Genomic DNA, 17,378 nt, shown 5'->3' with positions numbered 1-17,378 from the left:
CCGACCCTCTCTGCCAATGCTTACTTCTTCTTGGCGTACTTCATGGAGTCCAGGGCCACGGCAAGAATGATGATGCCGCCCTTGATGATGAACTGCCAGTAGGGGCTGACCCCTATGTAGGTCAAGCCGTAGTTGATCAGGGTGAAGATGAGCACCCCTGTGATGACACCGGCGACAGTCCCCACACCACCGGCAAAGGAGACACCGCCCACCACGCAGGCCGCGATGGCATCGAGTTCATACATGAAGCCGAGGTTGTTGGTGGCGCTGCCGATGCGGCCCGCTTCCAGCATGCCGCCGAAGGCGTAGAAGACGCCGGCCAGGGCGTAGATCATCACCAGGTTGACCGCTACGTTGACGCCGGAGACCTTGGCGGCTTCCGGGTTGCCACCGATGGCGAAGATGTTCTTGCCGAAGCGGGTCTTGTTCCACAGCACCCAGACGAAGACGCTGGCGATGGCCGCATAGAAGGTGAGATACGAAAGCTTGAATCCCCCTATCCGGATAAAGCCCTGCGCGAAGCTGGAGAAGCGGGGGTCGAAGCCGGCCACCGGGGAGGCACCTACCGAGTCAAAGTAGAGGGAGTTGATGCCGTAGACGATGATCATGGTGCCCAGGGTGGTGATGAAGGGCGTCACGTTCAGGTAGGCAACAATCAGGCCGTTGACCAGACCGATCAGGGCACCCACAGCACACACCAGCAGGATCACCACAGGAATGGGCACTTCACCCAGACTGGGGAACACCTTGTTGACGTTGGTCAGCGCCTGCAGCATGGTGGCCGCGATCAGCGCCGCCAGACCGACCTGACGACCGGCCGAGAGATCCGTACCCTGGGTGATGATGATGCCCGCCACCCCGAGGGCTATGATGACCCGCACCGAGGACTGGGTCAGGATGTTGCTGAGGTTGGTGAGGCTGAGGAAGGAGGGCTCCTGGATCACTATGATCATGAGCAACACCAGCAGCACCAGGTAGATGGCGTTCTCTTTGAGCGCCTGCATCAGATTGAAATTTTTAGCCGACTCCATAATGTCTTCCTGTCTTTATAGGTACAGAGATGCCAGGCGCAGGATCTCGCTCTGGTCAGTTTCTTTGGTGTTGACGATCCCCGCGACCCGGCCATTGCTCATGACCATGATGCGATCCGTGATCCCCAGCAGTTCAGGCATCTCGGACGAGATGATGATGATGCCCTTGTCCTTCTTCGCCAGCTCCAGGATGAGCTGATAGATCTCGAACTTGGCGCCCACGTCTATGCCGCGGGTCGGTTCATCCAGCATCAGGATCTCCGGCTGGGTCAGCAGCCAGCGGCCTATGATGACCTTCTGCTGGTTGCCCCCGGAGAGGGAGCCAATCTGTGTCTGTTGGGTCGGTGTCTTGACCCGCATGGAGTCGATGACCCACTGGGTATCGCTCTTCATCTTGTTGTCGCTGAGCAGCCCCATGGATCCCTTGTAGCTGTCCATGTTGGCGATCAGGGAGTTGAAGGCGATATCGAGACGGGAGTAGATCCCGGTGGAGCGGCGCTCCTCCGTCACCAGGGCGAAGCCGTTCTGGATCGCCTCGTGGGCATTGCGATTGGCGACCTCCTTGCCGTGCAGCTTGATGACACCGTCGCTGTGATCGCGGATGCCGAACAGGGTCTCGACTATGTCGGTGCGCTTGGCCCCCACCAGACCGGCGATGCCGAGGATCTCTCCCTTGTGCAGGTTGAAGCTCACGTCCTTGATGGAAGGCTGGTTCTTGGCCGTCAGGTGCTCGACTTCGAGGATCACCTCTTTCGGCTGGTTGGTTTTCTCCGGGAAGCGCTGGGTCAACTCACGACCGACCATCATGCCGATGATCTGATCCATGGTCATACCCTCGAGCGGCTGGGTCGCCACCCACTGGCCATCCCGCAATATGGTGATCTCGTCACAGAGCTGGAAGATCTCTTCCATCTTGTGGGAGATGTAGACGATGCCGCACCCCTTGTCCTTCAACTTGTTGATGATCTTGAAGAGGTGGTTGACCTCTTTCTCGGTCAGGGAGGAGGTGGGTTCGTCCATGATGACGATCTTGGCGTCATAGGAGAATGCCTTGGCGATCTCGATCATCTGCATCTGGGAGACGGAGAGGGTGCCGACCTTGACCCGGGGGTCTATGTCGATGTCCAGCTCGTCGAAGATGCGCTTGGTGTCGTCATACATCTTGCCGTGGTCGATGAACCAGCCCTTGGTGGGATAGCGACCTAGCCACATGTTGTCCATCACGGTGCGTTGCAATACCAGGTTCAGCTCCTGGTGCACCATGGATACGCCATTTTCCAGCGCCTCTTTGGAAGAGGTGAAGTTGACCTCCTCGCCCTTGAAGAAGATCTTGCCCTGATCCTTCTCGTAGATGCCGAACAGGCACTTGAGCAGCGTGGACTTTCCTGCGCCATTCTCGCCCATCAACGCATGCACAGAATGAGGACGGACCCGTAAATTGACATTATCGAGTGCCTTGACGCCAGGAAAGCTCTTACTGACGTCAATCATCTCCAACAGCCATTCTGATTGTTGCCGTGTTGTCATATCAGCCATCACATCTGGTTGAAAAAAGGGCAAGGGGATCTCCCTTGCCCTGGAGGGGGGAATTACTCGAATTGGGACAGGTTGTCTTTATCAACGCCCACGTAGGCAACACGCACGACCTTGTTGTCGATCTTCCAGTTGGTGCCTTCACCGGCCGGCTTGCCTTCAGCCAGGTTCTTGGTCAGCTCGTAGGTGGCCTTGGCCTGGTTGGCCGCATCGTTCAGCACTGTACCCGCCATGGCACCGCTCTTGACCATGGCCAGGGCTTCCGGCAAGGCATCGACGCCGAACACCGGGATGGCGCTCTTGCCCTGGGCTTTCAGGGATTCAACAGCGCCCATTGCCATGCCGTCGTTGTTGGCGATGACCACTTCGATCTTGTTGGCGTTGGGGCCGGAGATCCAGGCGTCCATCTTGTCTTTCGCCATGGCGGTATCCCACATACCGGTATCCATGTGCAGCTGCTCTGTCTTGACGCCGCCGTCATTCAGGGTCTTGACGACGTAGGTGGTACGGGCTTCGGCATCCGGGTGGCCCGGCTCGCCCTTCAGCAGTACGAACTGGATGACGCCATCCTTGTTCAGATCCCACTCAGGGTGTGCCTTCCAGTGCTTGGCGATCAGCTGGCCCTGGATGATGCCTGACTCCTTGGAGTCGGTACCCACGTAGTAGGCCTTGTCATAGCTGGCCAGATCGGCCGCGCTCGGTTCCTTGTTGTAGAACACCACGGGGATCTCGTCTGCACGGGCCTTCTCGATCACGACAGGGGCCGCCGCCGGGTCAACCAGGTTGATGGCCAGCGCCTTCACGCCCTTGGCCAGCAGCACGTCGATCTGGTCGTTCTGCTTGGACTGGTCATTCTGGGAGTCATTCATCAGCAGCTCCACACCGGGATTGGCTGTCGCTTCCTTCTCGATGGCCTTGCGCACTACCGCCATGAAGTTGTCGTCATACTTGTAGACGGTGACACCGATACGGGTATCGGCCTGGGCTTGGGCTCCCGCCATCAGTCCCATCAGCAAGGTGGCAACTGTCGTGAGTTTTTTCATTGTTATGCTCCGATCTCTAATATCTGTTTTTGTAGGGAATGCTGTACACCGTTTGAACTGGCGCCAGCCTAATGTAATCAGTTTGTTGTATGGCGGTCTGTGATCATGGCAACAAAATGAAAACGTTTACACTCTGTTACATAGACATAAAACACTTTAAAATCAATCAGATATCCAATTAAAAGACCTTTACGAATCCATTTTCGTCATCGGCGTCAGATTCAGTGTAGAACACAGTTCCAACTGTAACTTCCAGGCGACAACCAGAATTCGGGTCGCACGCTCTGGCTCCAGGAGTCATCACCCCCTACACCCATGTGGAAACCATCCAGGCAGAGGTGCAATCCCCCCAGGGCCACCAGATCGGTCTGGTGGCGGGCCTGGGCCAGCTGCTGCTGGCTGTAGCGGCTGACGCTGAAGTGGAACTTGCCCTCCATGCTCACCTCTGCGAGGCGCAGCTGACGGGTATCGCAACGCAAACCGTTGTCGGTCGGGAACACATAGGGGGTGTGCAGGGCCGAGATCGGCAATTGCCAGCGATGGAGGTCGGCGGAAAGCTGACGATCCGGATAGTTCTCGTGGGGACCGCGTCCCAGCCAGCTCACCTCGTCGACCTCGTCGGCCAGCCAGAGCCTGGCCCCGATGCGGGGCAGGGACGGCATGTCGGCGGCAACCTCCACCTCTATGCGCAGCGCCATGGCGCCGTCGGCACCGAAGCTGTGATGCCAGCGGGTCAGCAGCCGCAGCGACTCCCCGACGAAGTAACCGTGGGATACGACCAGCGTCCCCTTATCGGGGTTAGCCTCCAGGCCGAGGCAGCGGTGCTGCAGATCATTGAGCCCGGCCTCCTGCCAGCGGGCAATCCAGGCGTTGGGATCCGCGTGATCCGCCTCGCTGGTGCCGATGTCGTTGTCGAGCGGTGCCCGGTAGAAGTGATCGGCGATGGCATCCCGCAGCCGCTCACGGCCCTGTTTCTGCCAGCTGCTGATGCGGCCGCTGGCCTTGTCCAGCCGCCACTCGCTGCCTGCGGCACGCACCAGCCAGTGGTCCGGCTGCTCGCTCAATGAGGCGGGAGCCCGGGTAACAGGCAGGGCCAGAGGGGTCGGCAGCATGCATTGCTGGCGCGCCACCTCGTGATCCGCCCCGGCCCAGGCCGTGGCGGTGGGCTGCACTATGGCCAGATCCAGCCAGGCCAGGGTGCCTGCGGCAAAGCCCGGCAGCCGCTCCAGCAGGGTCAGCGTCACCCTGCCCTGGGGCGCCAGCTCGAGCGGGCACTCACCCTGGCTCAGCACCACACCGTCCTCCAGCAGCTGCCAGCGCAACACTTCGTTGTCCGTGAGGCGGAACAGGTATTCGCTGCGGATCTCGACCCGGAGCGGCTGCCGGCTTTGCAGGGTCAGCACGAAGGGCTGCTGGGCCCGTTTCGCCTCGAACAGGGTGGGATGCGGCGTCCGGTCCGGGAATAGCAGGCCGTTGCAGCAGAACTGGCGATCGTTGGGAATATCGCCGAAGTCACCGCCATAGGCCCAGAAATGGCGGCCATCGTCGGTTTTCTTGTCGAGCCCCTGATCCACCCAATCCCACACGAAACCGCCCTGCAGGCGGGGATGATCGCGAAACGCCTGCCAGTAGTGGGCGTAGCCCCCCAGGCTGTTGCCCATGGCGTGGGCATATTCGCAGAGGATGAGCGGCCGGGTCTCTTCCGGCAGGCCTATCCACTTGGCCAGCGCCCACTTGGGCACCGCTGGGAAGGGTTGATCCTGATGGGTACGGGCATACATGGGGCAGATGATGTCGGTGGCCGGGGTATCGGCCCCGCCCCCTTCGTACTGGACCGGCCGGCTCGGATCGGCCCGTTTGACCCACTGGTACATGGCGTCGTGGGCCGGGCCATAGCCGGATTCGTTGCCCAGGGACCAGATGATGATGCTGGGGTGGTTGAAGTCCCGCGCCACCATGCGGGTGACCCGCTCCAGGAAGGCGTTGCTCCAGGCGGGATCCTGCGCCAGCCGCCCCATGGGGGTCATGCCGTGGGTCTCCAGGTTCGCCTCGTCCACCACGTAGAGGCCGAGCCGGTCACACAGTCGATAGAACTCGGGATGGTTGGGGTAGTGGGAGCAGCGCACCGCATTGAAGTTGTGCTGCTTCATCAGCCGCAGATCCTGCTCCATGGCGGCAGGGGTCACCACATGGCCCAGGGCGGGATCGTGTTCGTGGCGATTGGCGCCGCGGATCAGCAGCGGCTGGCCGTTGACCCTCAGCAGGCCGCCCTTGATCTCCACCGCCCGAAAACCCACGTCATGGGCCTCGCTCTCGATGGGCTCGCCCTGCTCATCCAGCAGGGTCAGGGTAAGTCGATAAAGATGGGGAGTCTCGGCGCTCCACTTGTGCGGCGCCGCTACCTCCAGCCACAGCTCGGCCCTGTCTGTGTAGGCGCCCTTTTCGTCGATGGCGCCTGTACCGAGCGGCTGGCGCCGATCGGCGATCAGCGTCTCACCGAAATAGAGCCTGGCCTCCACCGCCAACCCGGCGCCCTCATTGACCTGCAGCGCCACCTTGAGGCGGGCGTCCCTGTAACAGGCATCCAGCACAGGGGTCAGCCGCACGTCCAGCAGCCGGCGCTCGGGTTTGTGCAGCAGGCTGACGGAGCGGAAGATGCCGCTCATGCGCCACATGTCCTGATCCTCCAGATAGGAGCCATCGGACCAGCGCAGCACCAGCACGGCCAGTCGGTTCACACCGGCCTGCAGGAAGTCGCCGAGATCGAATTCGGCAGGCAGCCTGCTGTCCTGGGAGTAACCGACCCAGCGGCCGTTGCAGAACAGATGGAAGGCGCTGTCCACCCCATCGAAGATGATCCGGGTCTGGCCGCTGGTCAGCCAGTCGGCGGGCAGCTCAATCTCGCGGGAATAGCAGCCGGTGGGATTCTCGGCCGGCACCCTGGGCGGATCGCAGGGGAAGGGGTACTTGATGTTGGTGTAGATGGGGCGATCAAACCCCTGCAGTTGCCAGTTGCCGGGCACCCTGATGGGGGTCGCGCCGGGCAGATCCCCGCTCAGCCACTCCTCTGGCACCAGCTCAGGGGCTTCGAAGAAGGAGAAACGCCAGTCGCCATCGAGCAGCATGCGGGAGGGCGAAGGGAGCCCGGCACGGGCATCGGCCTCGCTGCGCCAGCTGAACAAGGGGGTATGGGCAGGCAGACGATTCACCGATGTAATCGCCTGGGTCTGCCAGTCCTGACGGGCCACTATCTCCCTGAGCATTCTTCTCTCTCCCTGCATGAAACAGATAACGCATGCAGTGTAGGGGAGTTTTGCCCGGTGATCGGCGATCTCGCTCACACAGATGTAAACGATTACACTGATTTTGTTAAGTAAAACAGGGTAAAAATAAGATAAATGAAAGTAAAAGATCGCCCTGCCGGATAGGCAGGCTGAAACAGGGCGATCCAGACGGGGAAACCGGGGAAAAAGAGAGAGATTGAGCTTCGAATGGAAATTTTTCAGGGCGTGTCATCAGAGTCATGATCGTGTGGGGCCACCCTAGTGGCCCCAATCCACCGTAAGAAGGCGGCAAGAAGCACAGCCTGCAGAGTCTGGTGGGTACTATCAGATACGATTGCGCAGAAATTGGCTGACGCCATCAAGCGGCTGTTGAGCAGGGATCTAGTCGTGTGGCGGCGCCTCTGCGCCCCACTCCACCACCATGACAGCGGTGAGGAGACGCAGGGGCGCCACCGAGTGGCGGTTGAGCAGGACAGGAGTCTGTAAGCGTGCCTCTGCACCCCACCCCACCGCCATGACGGCGGCGAGAAGACGCAGCGATCAGAGCCTGACGGGCGCGACCGAGTGGCGGTTGATCAGGGTCGGGGTGTAGATCCGGCTCTGCACCGTCTCGCTCTCCCCTGCGGCGAGTTGCAACGCCAGCTTGGCGGCCTGGGCGGCCATGAGTTCTATGGGATAGCGCATGGTGGATAGCTTGGGTCTCAGGTATCTGGCATAGATGATGTCATCGAAGCCCACCACCGAGACCTCTTCCGGCACCTTGAGGCCGTTGTCTGCCAGTACAGAGATGGCCCCTGCCGCCATGGCGTCGTTGTAGGCCACCACGGCCGTGATGGGCAGCCCCTTGGCCAGCAGGTTGAGCATGGCGCGCTCCCCCCCTTCCTCATTGGGCATGCCGCTCTCCACCAGCTCGGGATCTGCGCTCAAACCCGCCTCGGCCAGGGCATCCTGATAACCCTGATGGCGCAGCAGGGCATCCTCGATGGCGTGATCCGAACTGAGGAAGGCGATGTGACGGTGCCCCAGCTCCAGCAGATGGCGGGTCGCGGTGGCGGCCCCCTGCCGGTTGTTGAGGGCGATGCAGCGGCCCCTCAGGCTGGGGATGTCGCGGTTGATCAGCACCATGCCGGGGGCTCGCAGGGCGTAGTCGATGAGCTCCTCGTCGCTGAGCGCCTTGCTGTGCACCACCAGCGCCTCGCAGCGCTTGCCGATCAGCAGATCTATGGCTTCCCGCTCCTGCTGGGCGCGGTGAAAACCATTACCCATCAGCAGGTGCAACCCCTGTTCCACCGCCACGGCGGCGACCCCCTTGACCAGGGCTCCGAAGAAGGGATCCGCCACGTCACCGACCACCACCCCCATGGTGTCGCAGGTCTGGCTGACCAGGGCCCGGGCGTTGGCGTTGGGGGTGTAGCCCAGCTCTGCCATGGCCTTCTGCACCACCTCGCGGGAGGCGGCGCTGGCCTTGGGTGAGTTGTTCATCACCCGTGAAACCGTTGCCACCGATACATTGGCCAAACGGGCGACATCCTTGATGGTGCTCATGCTGTTTTCACTTATTTCACGGTTCGATATGGCGCCATTATACCGGGCAATGTCACTGATAACAGGGGGAAAAGCCATGTCGATGCATTTATAACCACACAAACAAGTGTAATCGTTTCCACATATTTGTTAACCAGTTCACAGTTTGTCCGTCAGCCCCTCGGCTAGACTCCTGCTCAGGCTTTCCTTGCGTGAGGCACGAACGGTGGAGAAGAGGATGAGAGTACTGGTGACCGGCGGTTGCGGCTATATCGGCAGCCACACCTGTCTGGCCTTGCAGGCGGCAGGCATGGAGCCCGTGGTGGTGGACAACCTCTGCAACAGCAAGGCCGCCGTGCTGACACGGGTCGCCGCCATCAGCGGGCAGATGCCCAAGTTCTATCAGGGGGATATCCGTGATCCTGCCCTGCTGGACAGCATCTTCGCCGAGCAGCAGATAGACGCAGTGATCCACTTCGCCGCCCTGAAAGCGGTCGGCGAATCGACCCGGATCCCCCTCGAATATTATGAGAACAACCTGAGCGGCACCCTGGTGCTGCTGCAGGCGATGAAGCGGGCCGGGGTTCACAACCTGGTGTTCAGCTCCTCGGCCACCGTCTACGGCGACCCGGCCAGCACCCCCATCCGGGAGGACTTCCCGCGCAGCGCCACCAATCCCTATGGCCGATCCAAGCTGATCATCGAGGAGATCCTCGAGGATCTGCAGGCCGCCGAACCCCACTGGAGCATGACGCTGCTGCGCTACTTCAACCCGGTCGGCGCCCACGAGTCCGGCACCCTGGGGGAGGATCCCCAGGGCATGCCCAACAATCTCATGCCCTATATCACTCAGGTGGCCATTGGCCGTCGTGACTGTCTCTCGGTATTTGGAAACGATTACAACACGGTGGATGGCACAGGGGTGCGCGACTATATCCATGTGATGGATCTCGCCGAGGGGCACGTCAAGGCGCTGCACCACTGTGCGGGGCGAGGCGGCGTCCACCCCTACAACCTGGGTACGGGCCAGGGCCAGAGCGTGCTGCAGATGGTGGCGGCGTTCGAGGCGGCATGCGGCCGCCCCCTGCCCTGTCGCATCGAACCCAGACGCCCGGGTGACATCGCCGAATGCTGGGCCGATCCCGCCAAGGCCGAGCGCGAGCTGGGCTGGCATGCCACCCGGGATCTCGCGGCCATGTGCGCCGACAGCTGGCGCTGGCAGTTCGCCAACCCGAACGGTTACGAGGAGTAGGCCTGACGGCCTGCCCGTTACGATTTTCTCAACTCATTGATTGGAGTGATGATGTTCAACCCTGTTGATCACCCCCACCGCCGTTTCAACCCGCTGACCGGCCAGTATGTACTGGTCTCCCCCCACAGGGCCAAGCGCCCCTGGCAGGGTCAGGTCGAAAAAATAAGCCAGGCACCGAGCCAGTCCCACGATCCGGACTGCTTCCTCTGTGCGGGCAACAAGCGCGTCACCGGCGACCAGAATCCCGACTATCAGGAGACCTTCGTCTTCACCAACGACTTCGCCGCCCTGATGCAAGACACCCCGGCCGCCGACAGCCAGCAGGATCCCCTGCTGAAGCTGGAGGCCGCCCGCGGCACCAGCCGGGTCATCTGCTTCTCGCCGGATCACGGCAAGACACTCCCCGAGCTGGCGCTGCCCGCCATAGAGGCGGTGATCAGCACCTGGATGAGCCAGGTGGCCGAGCTGTCGAGCCAGTGGGACTGGGTGCAGGTCTTTGAAAACAAGGGCGCCGTCATGGGCTGCTCCAACCCCCATCCCCATGGCCAGCTGTGGGGCAGCGACTTCCTGCCCAACGAGATCGCCCGCGAAGAGCAGCACCAGCGCGACTGGCTGGCCGAACACGGCCGCCCGCTGCTGCTGGACTATGTGGAGCGGGAGCTGGCGGACAGATCCCGCATAGTGGTGGAGACGACACATTGGCTGGCCGTGGTGCCCTTCTGGGCGGCCTGGCCGTTCGAGACCCTGCTGCTGCCCAAGGCCCATGTGCCCTCCCTGCTGGGTCTCACCCGTGAGCAGCAGGAGGATCTGGCGGTGGCGCTCAAGGAGCTCACCAGCCGCTACGACAACCTGTTCGAGTGCAGCTTCCCCTACTCCATGGGCTGGCACTTCGCGCCGCCCAAGTCGGATTGCCCCGAGGCCTGGCAACTGCACGCCCACTTCTATCCGCCCCTGCTGCGCTCCGCCACGGTACGCAAGTTCATGGTGGGCTTCGAGATGCTGGCCGAAACCCAGCGAGACCTGACCCCGGAACAGGCCGCCGAGCGCCTGCGCTCCCTCTCCCCCGTTCATTACAAAGCCAATGAGGTGACCCCATGACCCCGAGCCAACGCGTCAGCGCCGTGTTTGCCGAGCAGTTTGAGCAACAACCCGACCTGCTGGTGCGCGCCCCCGGTCGCGTCAACCTCATCGGCGAGCACACCGACTACAACGACGGCTTCGTGCTGCCCTGCGCCATCGACTACGAGACCTGCGTCGCCATCGGCCTGCGCAGCGACAACCTGGTGCACGTGATCGCCGCCGACTACGGCAACCAGCGGGATCTGTTCGACCTGGACAAGCCCATCACCCATCATCCGGATCAGCGCTGGAGCGACTACATTCGCGGCGTGGTCAAGCATCTGCAGGCCCGTGGCCATGCCCTGCGCGGCCTCAATCTGGTGGTCTCAGGCAACGTGCCCCAGGGGACAGGCCTGTCGTCGTCCGCGTCTCTTGAGGTGGCCATAGGCCAGGCCTTCAAGGAGGCCCTGGGGCTTCACATCAGCCAGGCCGAGATCGCCCTCAACGGCCAGCAGGCGGAGAACCAGTTCGTCGGCTGCAACTGCGGCATCATGGATCAGATGATCTCCGCCAGCGGCAAGCAGGATCACGCCCTGCTGCTGGACTGCCGATCCCTGGAGACACGCCTCATCCCCATGCCCGAAGATCTGGCGGTGCTGATCGTCAACTCCAACGTGCGTCGCGGCCTGGTGGACAGCGAATACAACACCCGTCGCCAGCAGTGCGAGACCGCCGCCCGTCACTACGGGGTCAAGGCCCTGCGCGACCTGGATCTGGCCGCGCTGGAAGCGGGCAAGGCCGGGCTGGACGAAGCCTGCTACCGCCGTGCCCGCCACGTGGTGGGAGAAAACGCCCGCACCCTGGCCGCCGCCGAGGCGCTGGCCTCTGGCGATCTGGTGCGCCTCGGCGAGCTGATGGGCCAGTCCCATGCCGCCATGCGGGATGACTTCGAGATCACCGTGCCCGCCATCGACGGCCTGGTAGAGATCATCAAGGCAGAGATCGGTACCCAGGGCGGCGTGCGCATGACAGGGGGTGGCTTCGGTGGCTGCGTGGTGGCCCTGCTGCGCCCGGCGCAGGTGGACGAGGTGATCGCCGTGGTCGAGGCCCAGTACCCGGCCAGGTTTGGCCTCAAGGCGGACTGCTACGTCTGCCGCGCCAGCGCCGGGGCCGGCAGGCTCTAACGGGAAGCAGATGAGTGACAGGTCACTGACCATAGAAACGGGCAAACCATGAAGACATTCGAACTGGAAAACGAGGAGGGGCTGCGCCTGCGCGGCCTCGAATTTGGCGCCACCCTCACCTCCCTCAGCCTGCCGGTGGCCGGCGTGCGCCGTGAAGTGTTGCTGGGCTGCGCCGATGAAGCCTATGCCACCCAGCAGGTGTGGCTGGGGGCGGTGGCGGGGCGCTTTGCCAACCGCATCGGCGCCGCCGAGCTGGTGCGAGGGGACGAACGCTGGTCCCTGGACGCCAATCAGGCCCCCCATTGCCTGCACGGCGGACGGGTCGGATTCCATCGTCAGCCCTGGCAGATCAAGGTGCGGGAGGCGGACAGGGTCAGGCTGGCCCTGCTCTCAAGGGCGGGAGATCAGGGCTTCCCCGGCAACCTTCGGGTGACCCTGGAGTATCGGCTGGAGCAGCAGGATCTGGTGGTCGACTTCAGGGCCAGCACGGACGCGCCGACCCCGGTCAGCCTCACCAGCCACGCCTACTTCAATCTCGATGGCCACCAGGGCGGCAGCGATCTGCGCTCTGATATTCGCAATCATGCCATCAGCATCAATGCCGATCGCTTCCTGCCCACCGACCAGAGCGGTTTGCCGCTCGCCATCACGCCGGTGGAGGGCCCCTTCGATCTGCGTACCGAACGCCCCATAGGCCAGGATTGGCTGAGTCACCCCCAACAGCAGCAGGCCAAGGGCTTTGACCACGCCTTTCTGCTGAACGGCCCCGAACAGGCGTGGGCGGCACGGGTGGTCTCAGGGGATAAGCAGCTGGTGATGGAGGTCCATACCAATCAACCCTCCCTGCAGTTCTACACCGGCAACTGGTTGGCCAGCACGCTGGACCGCAGCGGTCGGCCATACCGGGATTACGACGGTTTCTGCCTGGAGGCGCAACAGCTGCCGGACAGCCCGAACCGGCCCGAGCTCGGCGACCCCTGGCTGCTGCCGGGCCAGCTGTATCACCACCAGACCCGTTACCGCCTGATCCCCGCAGGCTAAGACCTCCTACCGATCTCCCCCTTCAAAGGGGGAGGCGCTATGACGTCCCTTATGAAGGGGAGGGATGGGGTTCTTCAACCCTCTCTTGCTGACGACAGTCCACCGAGCCAACTCAGGAGTCTTGATGAACATGGATGATCACTACCTCGCCGCGCCGGATCGTTACCAGCGCCAGCCCTATAGAGCCGCCGGTCGCCACGGCCTGCGCCTGCCCGGCATAGGCCTCGGGCTCTGGCACAACTTCGGCGCCGGGAGCGATCCCGCCAGGGTGAAGGCCATGGTGCATCAGGCCTTCGATCTGGGGATCACCCACTTCGATCTCGCCAACAACTACGGGCCGCCGCCGGGCTCCGCCGAGACCACCTTCGGCGGCGTGCTCAAGCGCAGTCTGGCCCCCTACAGAGACGAGCTCATCATCGCCAGCAAGGCGGGTTATGTGATGTGGGACGGCCCCTACGGCGATGGCGGCAGCGCCAAGTACCTGTTTGCCAGCCTGCACCAGAGTCTGCGCCGGCTCGGGCTCGACTATGTGGACATCTTCTATCACCACAGGCCGGATCCCCGCACCCCGCTGGAGGAGACCTGCCAGGCACTGGCGCTCATGGTGCGCCAGGGCAAGGCGCTCTATGTGGGCCTCTCCAACTACCCGGCCGAGCTTGCCGCCAGGGCGGCGACCCGGCTGGCCGAACTCGGCACCCCCTGCCTGGTCAACCAGCTCAAGTACTCCCTGTTCCAGCGCGACATCGAGGCCGAGACGCTGCCGGTCTGCCGCGAGCAGGGGGTAGGGGTAGTCGCCTTCTCGCCCCTGGCGGGGGGCCTGCTGAGCGATCGCTACCTGGAGGGGATCCCGGCGGACTCCCGCGCCGCCAGCGCCAGCCCCTTCCTCCAGCCAGACCAGATCACCGCGGACAAGCTGGCCCGCATCCGCGCCCTCCATGCCCTGGCGCAGCAAAGGGGTCAACCCCTGTCACAGCTGGCATTGCAGTGGGTGCTTCGCGATCCCGTGGTGAGCTGCGCCCTGATCGGTGCCAGCAGCCCGCAGCAGATAGTGAGCGCGGTCGAGGCCCTGGCCATGCCGCCACTGGACGAGGCGCTGCAGCAGCAGATCCTGGCGGTGCTGGCATGACGGGCCTATGCCGCTGACCATGTCAGAAGATGACGGAACCAGGGGACTGCCGGCCCCTGCCCCGCGCCGCCCGCAGACAGACGACCCCGGCCGCGCGGCACCTAGCGGGTTCGACTGTCCCTTCCAATAATCTCTGGTTGCCCGCGTGATTTTCCGCCATCATTGGCCGCCCCGACCCTGATCGGGGCTGATTTTATCCGGACCCATCAACCAAGAGATCTGTACCATGACCGAATCCTACGCCCTGTTTGTGGCCTTCGTGCTGGGCATAGTGGAAGGCCTGACCGAGTTTCTGCCCGTTTCCTCCACCGGCCACATGATCATCGTCGGCCACCTGCTCGGTTTCGAAGGCCCCAAGGCCGCCACCTTCGAGGTGGTGATCCAGCTGGGCTCCATCCTGGCTGTGGTCGTCATGTTCTGGCGCCGGCTGTTCGGCCTCATCGGCATCCATTTCGGTCAGAAACCGGCACCTGGGCATGCCACCCTCTCCCTGGTGCACATCATCCTCGGCATGCTGCCCGCCGTGCTCATCGGGCTGGCCATCCACAGCTGGATCAAGGCCCATCTGTTTGGCCCTGAAACCGTGATGTATGCCCTGGTGGCCGGCGGCATACTGCTCATCATCGCCGAGAAGTTCCGCCCAGCCGTCACCGCCGAGACCCTGGACGACATCAGCTACAAGCAGGCGTTCGGCATAGGTCTGTTCCAGTGCCTGGCGCTCTGGCCCGGTTTCTCCCGCTCCGGCGCCACCATCAGCGGCGGCATGCTGATGGGCATCAGCCGCCATGCGGCGGCCGAATTCTCCTTCATCATGGCGGTGCCCATGATGATGGCGGCCAGCGGACTGGACCTCTACAAGAGCCGCGACTTCCTCTCCATGGCCGACTTCCCCATGTTTGCGGTGGGCTTCGTCACCGCCTTCGCGGTCGCCATGGTCGCCATCAAGACCTTCCTGGCGCTGATCCGTCGCCTCGACTTCATCCCGTTCGCCATCTACCGCTTCGTGGTGGCCTTCGCCGTCTACCTGGTATTTGTGGCCTGATCCCGAGGGATTGCCTGATGAATAAAGGGACCGTTAAGGTCCCTTTTTCTATTGCTGCCCGCACTCAATAGAGGCGATGGCTGATGCCGTTGAGCAGCCGCGACAGCCCCTTGGTGAAGTGGACGGGTGCGTCCTGCACCGTGTAGCAGAGGCAACCGTCCGGGGTGTGCGGGCTGTGGGCGTGACTGGCATCGCGCCAGATGAAGTCCCCTGCCTGATAACAGATGTCCCCCTCCTGCATGTTACCCGCCAGCAGCAGGGTCAGCTCATAGCCCTTGTGGGTATGCTCGGGGATGCGGCCACCGGCCTCGATATGGAGCAGGCTGGCGCGAGCCCCCATCTCGTCGAGCGGCAGGCTGTGCTGGCGAATGGCGCCCACATGGCGCCACTTGGGCGCATGGTGGCGGGCCAGCACCCGTGGCAGCCGGTAGGATTGGCCCGCGACTCGCAACTCGGGGGCCGGCCGCACCTGCTGCGCTAGCTCAGCCACGGTCGCCACGGGCTGTTGCAGTATCTCCGCCAGCATGGCGTCGAGCCCGGCCGGCAGCCCCTGGTCCGGCGCGGCCGGCGCCAGGAGCTGGTTCGCCAGCTCAGCCTCAAGGGTCTGTACCTGGGCGGCACACTCGGGGCAGAGCTCGCAATGGGCGGAGACACCGACGGCCAGCGGCAGGGGCAACTCGTCGGCGGCGAAGGCGCGCAACATGAGTTCGGTCGGATGGGTCTTAATCATGGCCTTGCTCCACTTGCTCTTTCAGTTTCTGTAATGCCAGCCGGAGGCGGGACTTGATGGTCCCGAGCGGGACGCCTAGCCTGTCGGCCAGCTCCTGCTGGGAAAACTCCTGCAGATAGATGCCGCGCACCACCTGTTGTTGCGGCTCCGGCAGAGTGGCGAGGTAATCTGCCATCTGGCGGGTCAGCACGGCGTCCTCCCCGCCGCTCAGGTGCTCCTCTTCCGCCCTGAACTCCAGCAGGGGCCACAGCTCCTCGGCGCAGAGATCCTCCTTGCTGGCGCGACGGCGCCGCAACATGTCGAAACTCTGGTTGCGCATGACGGTGTAGATCCAGGTGGTCGGCGCCCCCTTCTCGGGGTGATAGAGCCGCGCCTTCTGCCACACCAGCAGCATGGTCTCCTGCACCAGCTCGAGGGCGTTGGCCTCGCTGCCGAGGTGGCGCATCCCATAGCTGCGGATGCGCGGCGCGAAGTGGTGGAACAGGGTGGCGAAGGCGACCTTGTCGCCATGTTCGGCCACCCGAATGAGAAGAGACGTCAGATCGCCATCTGGGTTGTCCATGGGGGGCGATATCCTGCGTGGAGCCGATTGTGGTTGGCCAGTATATGCCATTGCGCCATCCCTTGAGTGTTGCTGTCATCACCATTACGACGGGCGGGGCAAAAGGATCACCGGGGACGGGAATTCAGTGGCTCGCGACCAGCAGGCCGCTCAGCAGGGAGAGGGCGGGCTGGTTATCCTTGGCCGCGACCAGCCACTGCTTCTGCTCCACCGGGATGGGCAGTACCTCCAGCCAGCGCTGGGCCACCCAGCTGGCGTCGTCCCAGTCGGGCTCGGGGTAGAGGGCCGCGTATTCCGGGTAGTCGTTGAACACATCCTGCAGCGCCTTGGCCAGGGTGTGCTGGTCGGCCTTGAGCCGGCCGCTCTGCCAGGGGGGCAGCGGCTCCACCTCGCCGACCCGCAGGCCGTCTGGCTCCTGCCACAGATCGACTATCCTGACCCGCTCCACCCCGAGCACTGTGATGCCGAGCAGGCCGTCCGGCAGCAGATCGAAATCGATGATCCGCACCCGGGTGGCGATGGGATACATGTTACGCATGGCGTCGGGCTGGCGGGGGTCCAGCATGCAGAGCGCAAACTCCCGCTCCCGCACCTCGGCTATCATGCGCTGATACTTGGGCTCGAAGATGCGCAGCGGCATGATGCCGCCGGGCAGCAGGTGGGCGGAGAGTGGAAACAGCACCAGTGTCATCGGGATCGTCCTCTAGCGACTTCCTCTAAGGATACGACCGCCGGACGGTGCGGGATCATTCAGACCAAATTGGAATAAATAACCCCTTAACAATCAGGGGAAAATAGCCTGGACAAGCCGCTTCGATATGCAGTAGAAATGGATAACCACCACTTATTCAAATCAATATTCTGCAATGTGGTGAAAAACGCAGTGAAATATCCGCCACCCCAAGGGGGTCGGGCCATTCCTATAGTTTTCTCGGCCCGATGCGGGTAAAATTCACGCCCTTATCCA

At 62.9% G+C, this 17,378-nt stretch carries 14 protein-coding genes; 6 read left to right on the top strand and 8 right to left on the bottom strand.

Annotation, left to right across the window (positions count from 1 at the left end; translation table 11 throughout):
* Nucleotides 1-20: 20 nt before the first annotated feature.
* The 5 genes from mglC to OC537_RS15555 form a co-directional block, all read right to left on the bottom strand.
* Nucleotides 21-1,031 carry a galactose/methyl galactoside ABC transporter permease MglC gene (mglC, locus tag OC537_RS15575; RefSeq protein ID WP_106885521.1) on the bottom strand — a complete coding sequence of 337 codons (1,011 nt, stop codon included), beginning with the start codon at nucleotides 1,029-1,031 and terminating at the stop codon, nucleotides 21-23.
* A 15-nt stretch (nucleotides 1,032-1,046) separates the two neighbouring features.
* A complete protein-coding gene (mglA, locus tag OC537_RS15570) occupies nucleotides 1,047-2,567 on the bottom strand; it encodes a galactose/methyl galactoside ABC transporter ATP-binding protein MglA (protein ID WP_041206573.1) in 1,521 nt (506 codons plus the stop codon).
* Nucleotides 2,568-2,620: 53 nt separating this feature from the next.
* Entirely contained in the window at nucleotides 2,621-3,607 is a 987-nt protein-coding gene (gene mglB / locus OC537_RS15565; RefSeq protein WP_262112593.1) for a galactose/glucose ABC transporter substrate-binding protein MglB, read from the bottom strand.
* A gap of 221 nt (nucleotides 3,608-3,828) precedes the next feature.
* Nucleotides 3,829-6,870 (bottom strand): beta-galactosidase, encoded by a 3,042-nt coding sequence (locus OC537_RS15560; RefSeq protein ID WP_262112591.1) that lies wholly within the window; start codon nucleotides 6,868-6,870, stop codon nucleotides 3,829-3,831.
* A gap of 561 nt (nucleotides 6,871-7,431) precedes the next feature.
* The gene (locus tag OC537_RS15555; protein ID WP_163148389.1) at nucleotides 7,432-8,436 is read right to left on the bottom strand and encodes a substrate-binding domain-containing protein; all 1,005 of its coding nucleotides are present in this window, start codon (nucleotides 8,434-8,436) and stop codon (nucleotides 7,432-7,434) included.
* Between the two features lie 217 nt (nucleotides 8,437-8,653).
* Here OC537_RS15555 and galE point away from each other — a divergent pair, with 217 nt between their 5' ends.
* From galE to bacA, 6 genes are all read left to right on the top strand, one after another.
* Nucleotides 8,654-9,667, top strand: a complete 1,014-nt coding sequence (gene galE / locus OC537_RS15550) for a UDP-glucose 4-epimerase GalE (protein WP_234568734.1) — start codon at nucleotides 8,654-8,656, stop codon at nucleotides 9,665-9,667.
* Between the two features lie 51 nt (nucleotides 9,668-9,718).
* Complete coding sequence (locus tag OC537_RS15545) at nucleotides 9,719-10,765, top strand: UDP-glucose--hexose-1-phosphate uridylyltransferase (protein WP_234689887.1); 1,047 nt, start codon at nucleotides 9,719-9,721, stop codon at nucleotides 10,763-10,765.
* Nucleotides 10,762-11,910 (top strand): galactokinase, encoded by a 1,149-nt coding sequence (galK, locus tag OC537_RS15540; protein WP_163148386.1) that lies wholly within the window; start codon nucleotides 10,762-10,764, stop codon nucleotides 11,908-11,910. The genes OC537_RS15545 and galK overlap by 4 nt, the downstream gene beginning before the upstream one ends.
* A gap of 48 nt (nucleotides 11,911-11,958) precedes the next feature.
* Nucleotides 11,959-12,951: a galactose-1-epimerase gene (locus OC537_RS15535; protein ID WP_262112584.1), complete on the top strand. Its 993-nt coding sequence runs from the start codon at nucleotides 11,959-11,961 to the stop codon at nucleotides 12,949-12,951.
* A gap of 130 nt (nucleotides 12,952-13,081) precedes the next feature.
* The gene (locus OC537_RS15530) at nucleotides 13,082-14,077 is read left to right on the top strand and encodes an aldo/keto reductase (RefSeq protein WP_262113320.1); all 996 of its coding nucleotides are present in this window, start codon (nucleotides 13,082-13,084) and stop codon (nucleotides 14,075-14,077) included.
* A gap of 226 nt (nucleotides 14,078-14,303) precedes the next feature.
* Nucleotides 14,304-15,119 carry an undecaprenyl-diphosphate phosphatase gene (bacA, locus tag OC537_RS15525; RefSeq protein WP_106885514.1) on the top strand — a complete coding sequence of 272 codons (816 nt, stop codon included), beginning with the start codon at nucleotides 14,304-14,306 and terminating at the stop codon, nucleotides 15,117-15,119.
* A gap of 64 nt (nucleotides 15,120-15,183) precedes the next feature.
* Here the strand turns inward: bacA and OC537_RS15520 are convergent, their stop codons facing one another.
* The 3 genes from OC537_RS15520 to OC537_RS15510 form a co-directional block, all read right to left on the bottom strand.
* Nucleotides 15,184-15,849 (bottom strand): ChrR family anti-sigma-E factor, encoded by a 666-nt coding sequence (locus tag OC537_RS15520; protein WP_111910876.1) that lies wholly within the window; start codon nucleotides 15,847-15,849, stop codon nucleotides 15,184-15,186.
* Nucleotides 15,842-16,411 carry a sigma-70 family RNA polymerase sigma factor gene (locus OC537_RS15515; RefSeq protein ID WP_025328693.1) on the bottom strand — a complete coding sequence of 190 codons (570 nt, stop codon included), beginning with the start codon at nucleotides 16,409-16,411 and terminating at the stop codon, nucleotides 15,842-15,844. The genes OC537_RS15520 and OC537_RS15515 overlap by 8 nt, the downstream gene beginning before the upstream one ends.
* 124 nt (nucleotides 16,412-16,535) lie before the next feature.
* Nucleotides 16,536-17,102 carry an LON peptidase substrate-binding domain-containing protein gene (locus OC537_RS15510; protein WP_262112579.1) on the bottom strand — a complete coding sequence of 189 codons (567 nt, stop codon included), beginning with the start codon at nucleotides 17,100-17,102 and terminating at the stop codon, nucleotides 16,536-16,538.
* Between the last annotated feature and the right edge of the window lie 276 nt (nucleotides 17,103-17,378).

This window comes from Aeromonas sp. Marseille-Q5825, from assembly GCF_946892685.1.
Lineage (GTDB): Bacteria > Pseudomonadota > Gammaproteobacteria > Enterobacterales > Aeromonadaceae > Aeromonas > Aeromonas rivipollensis.
The sequence above is the reverse complement of the archived record's forward strand: the minus strand, read 5'-3'. Positions and strand labels throughout refer to the sequence as shown.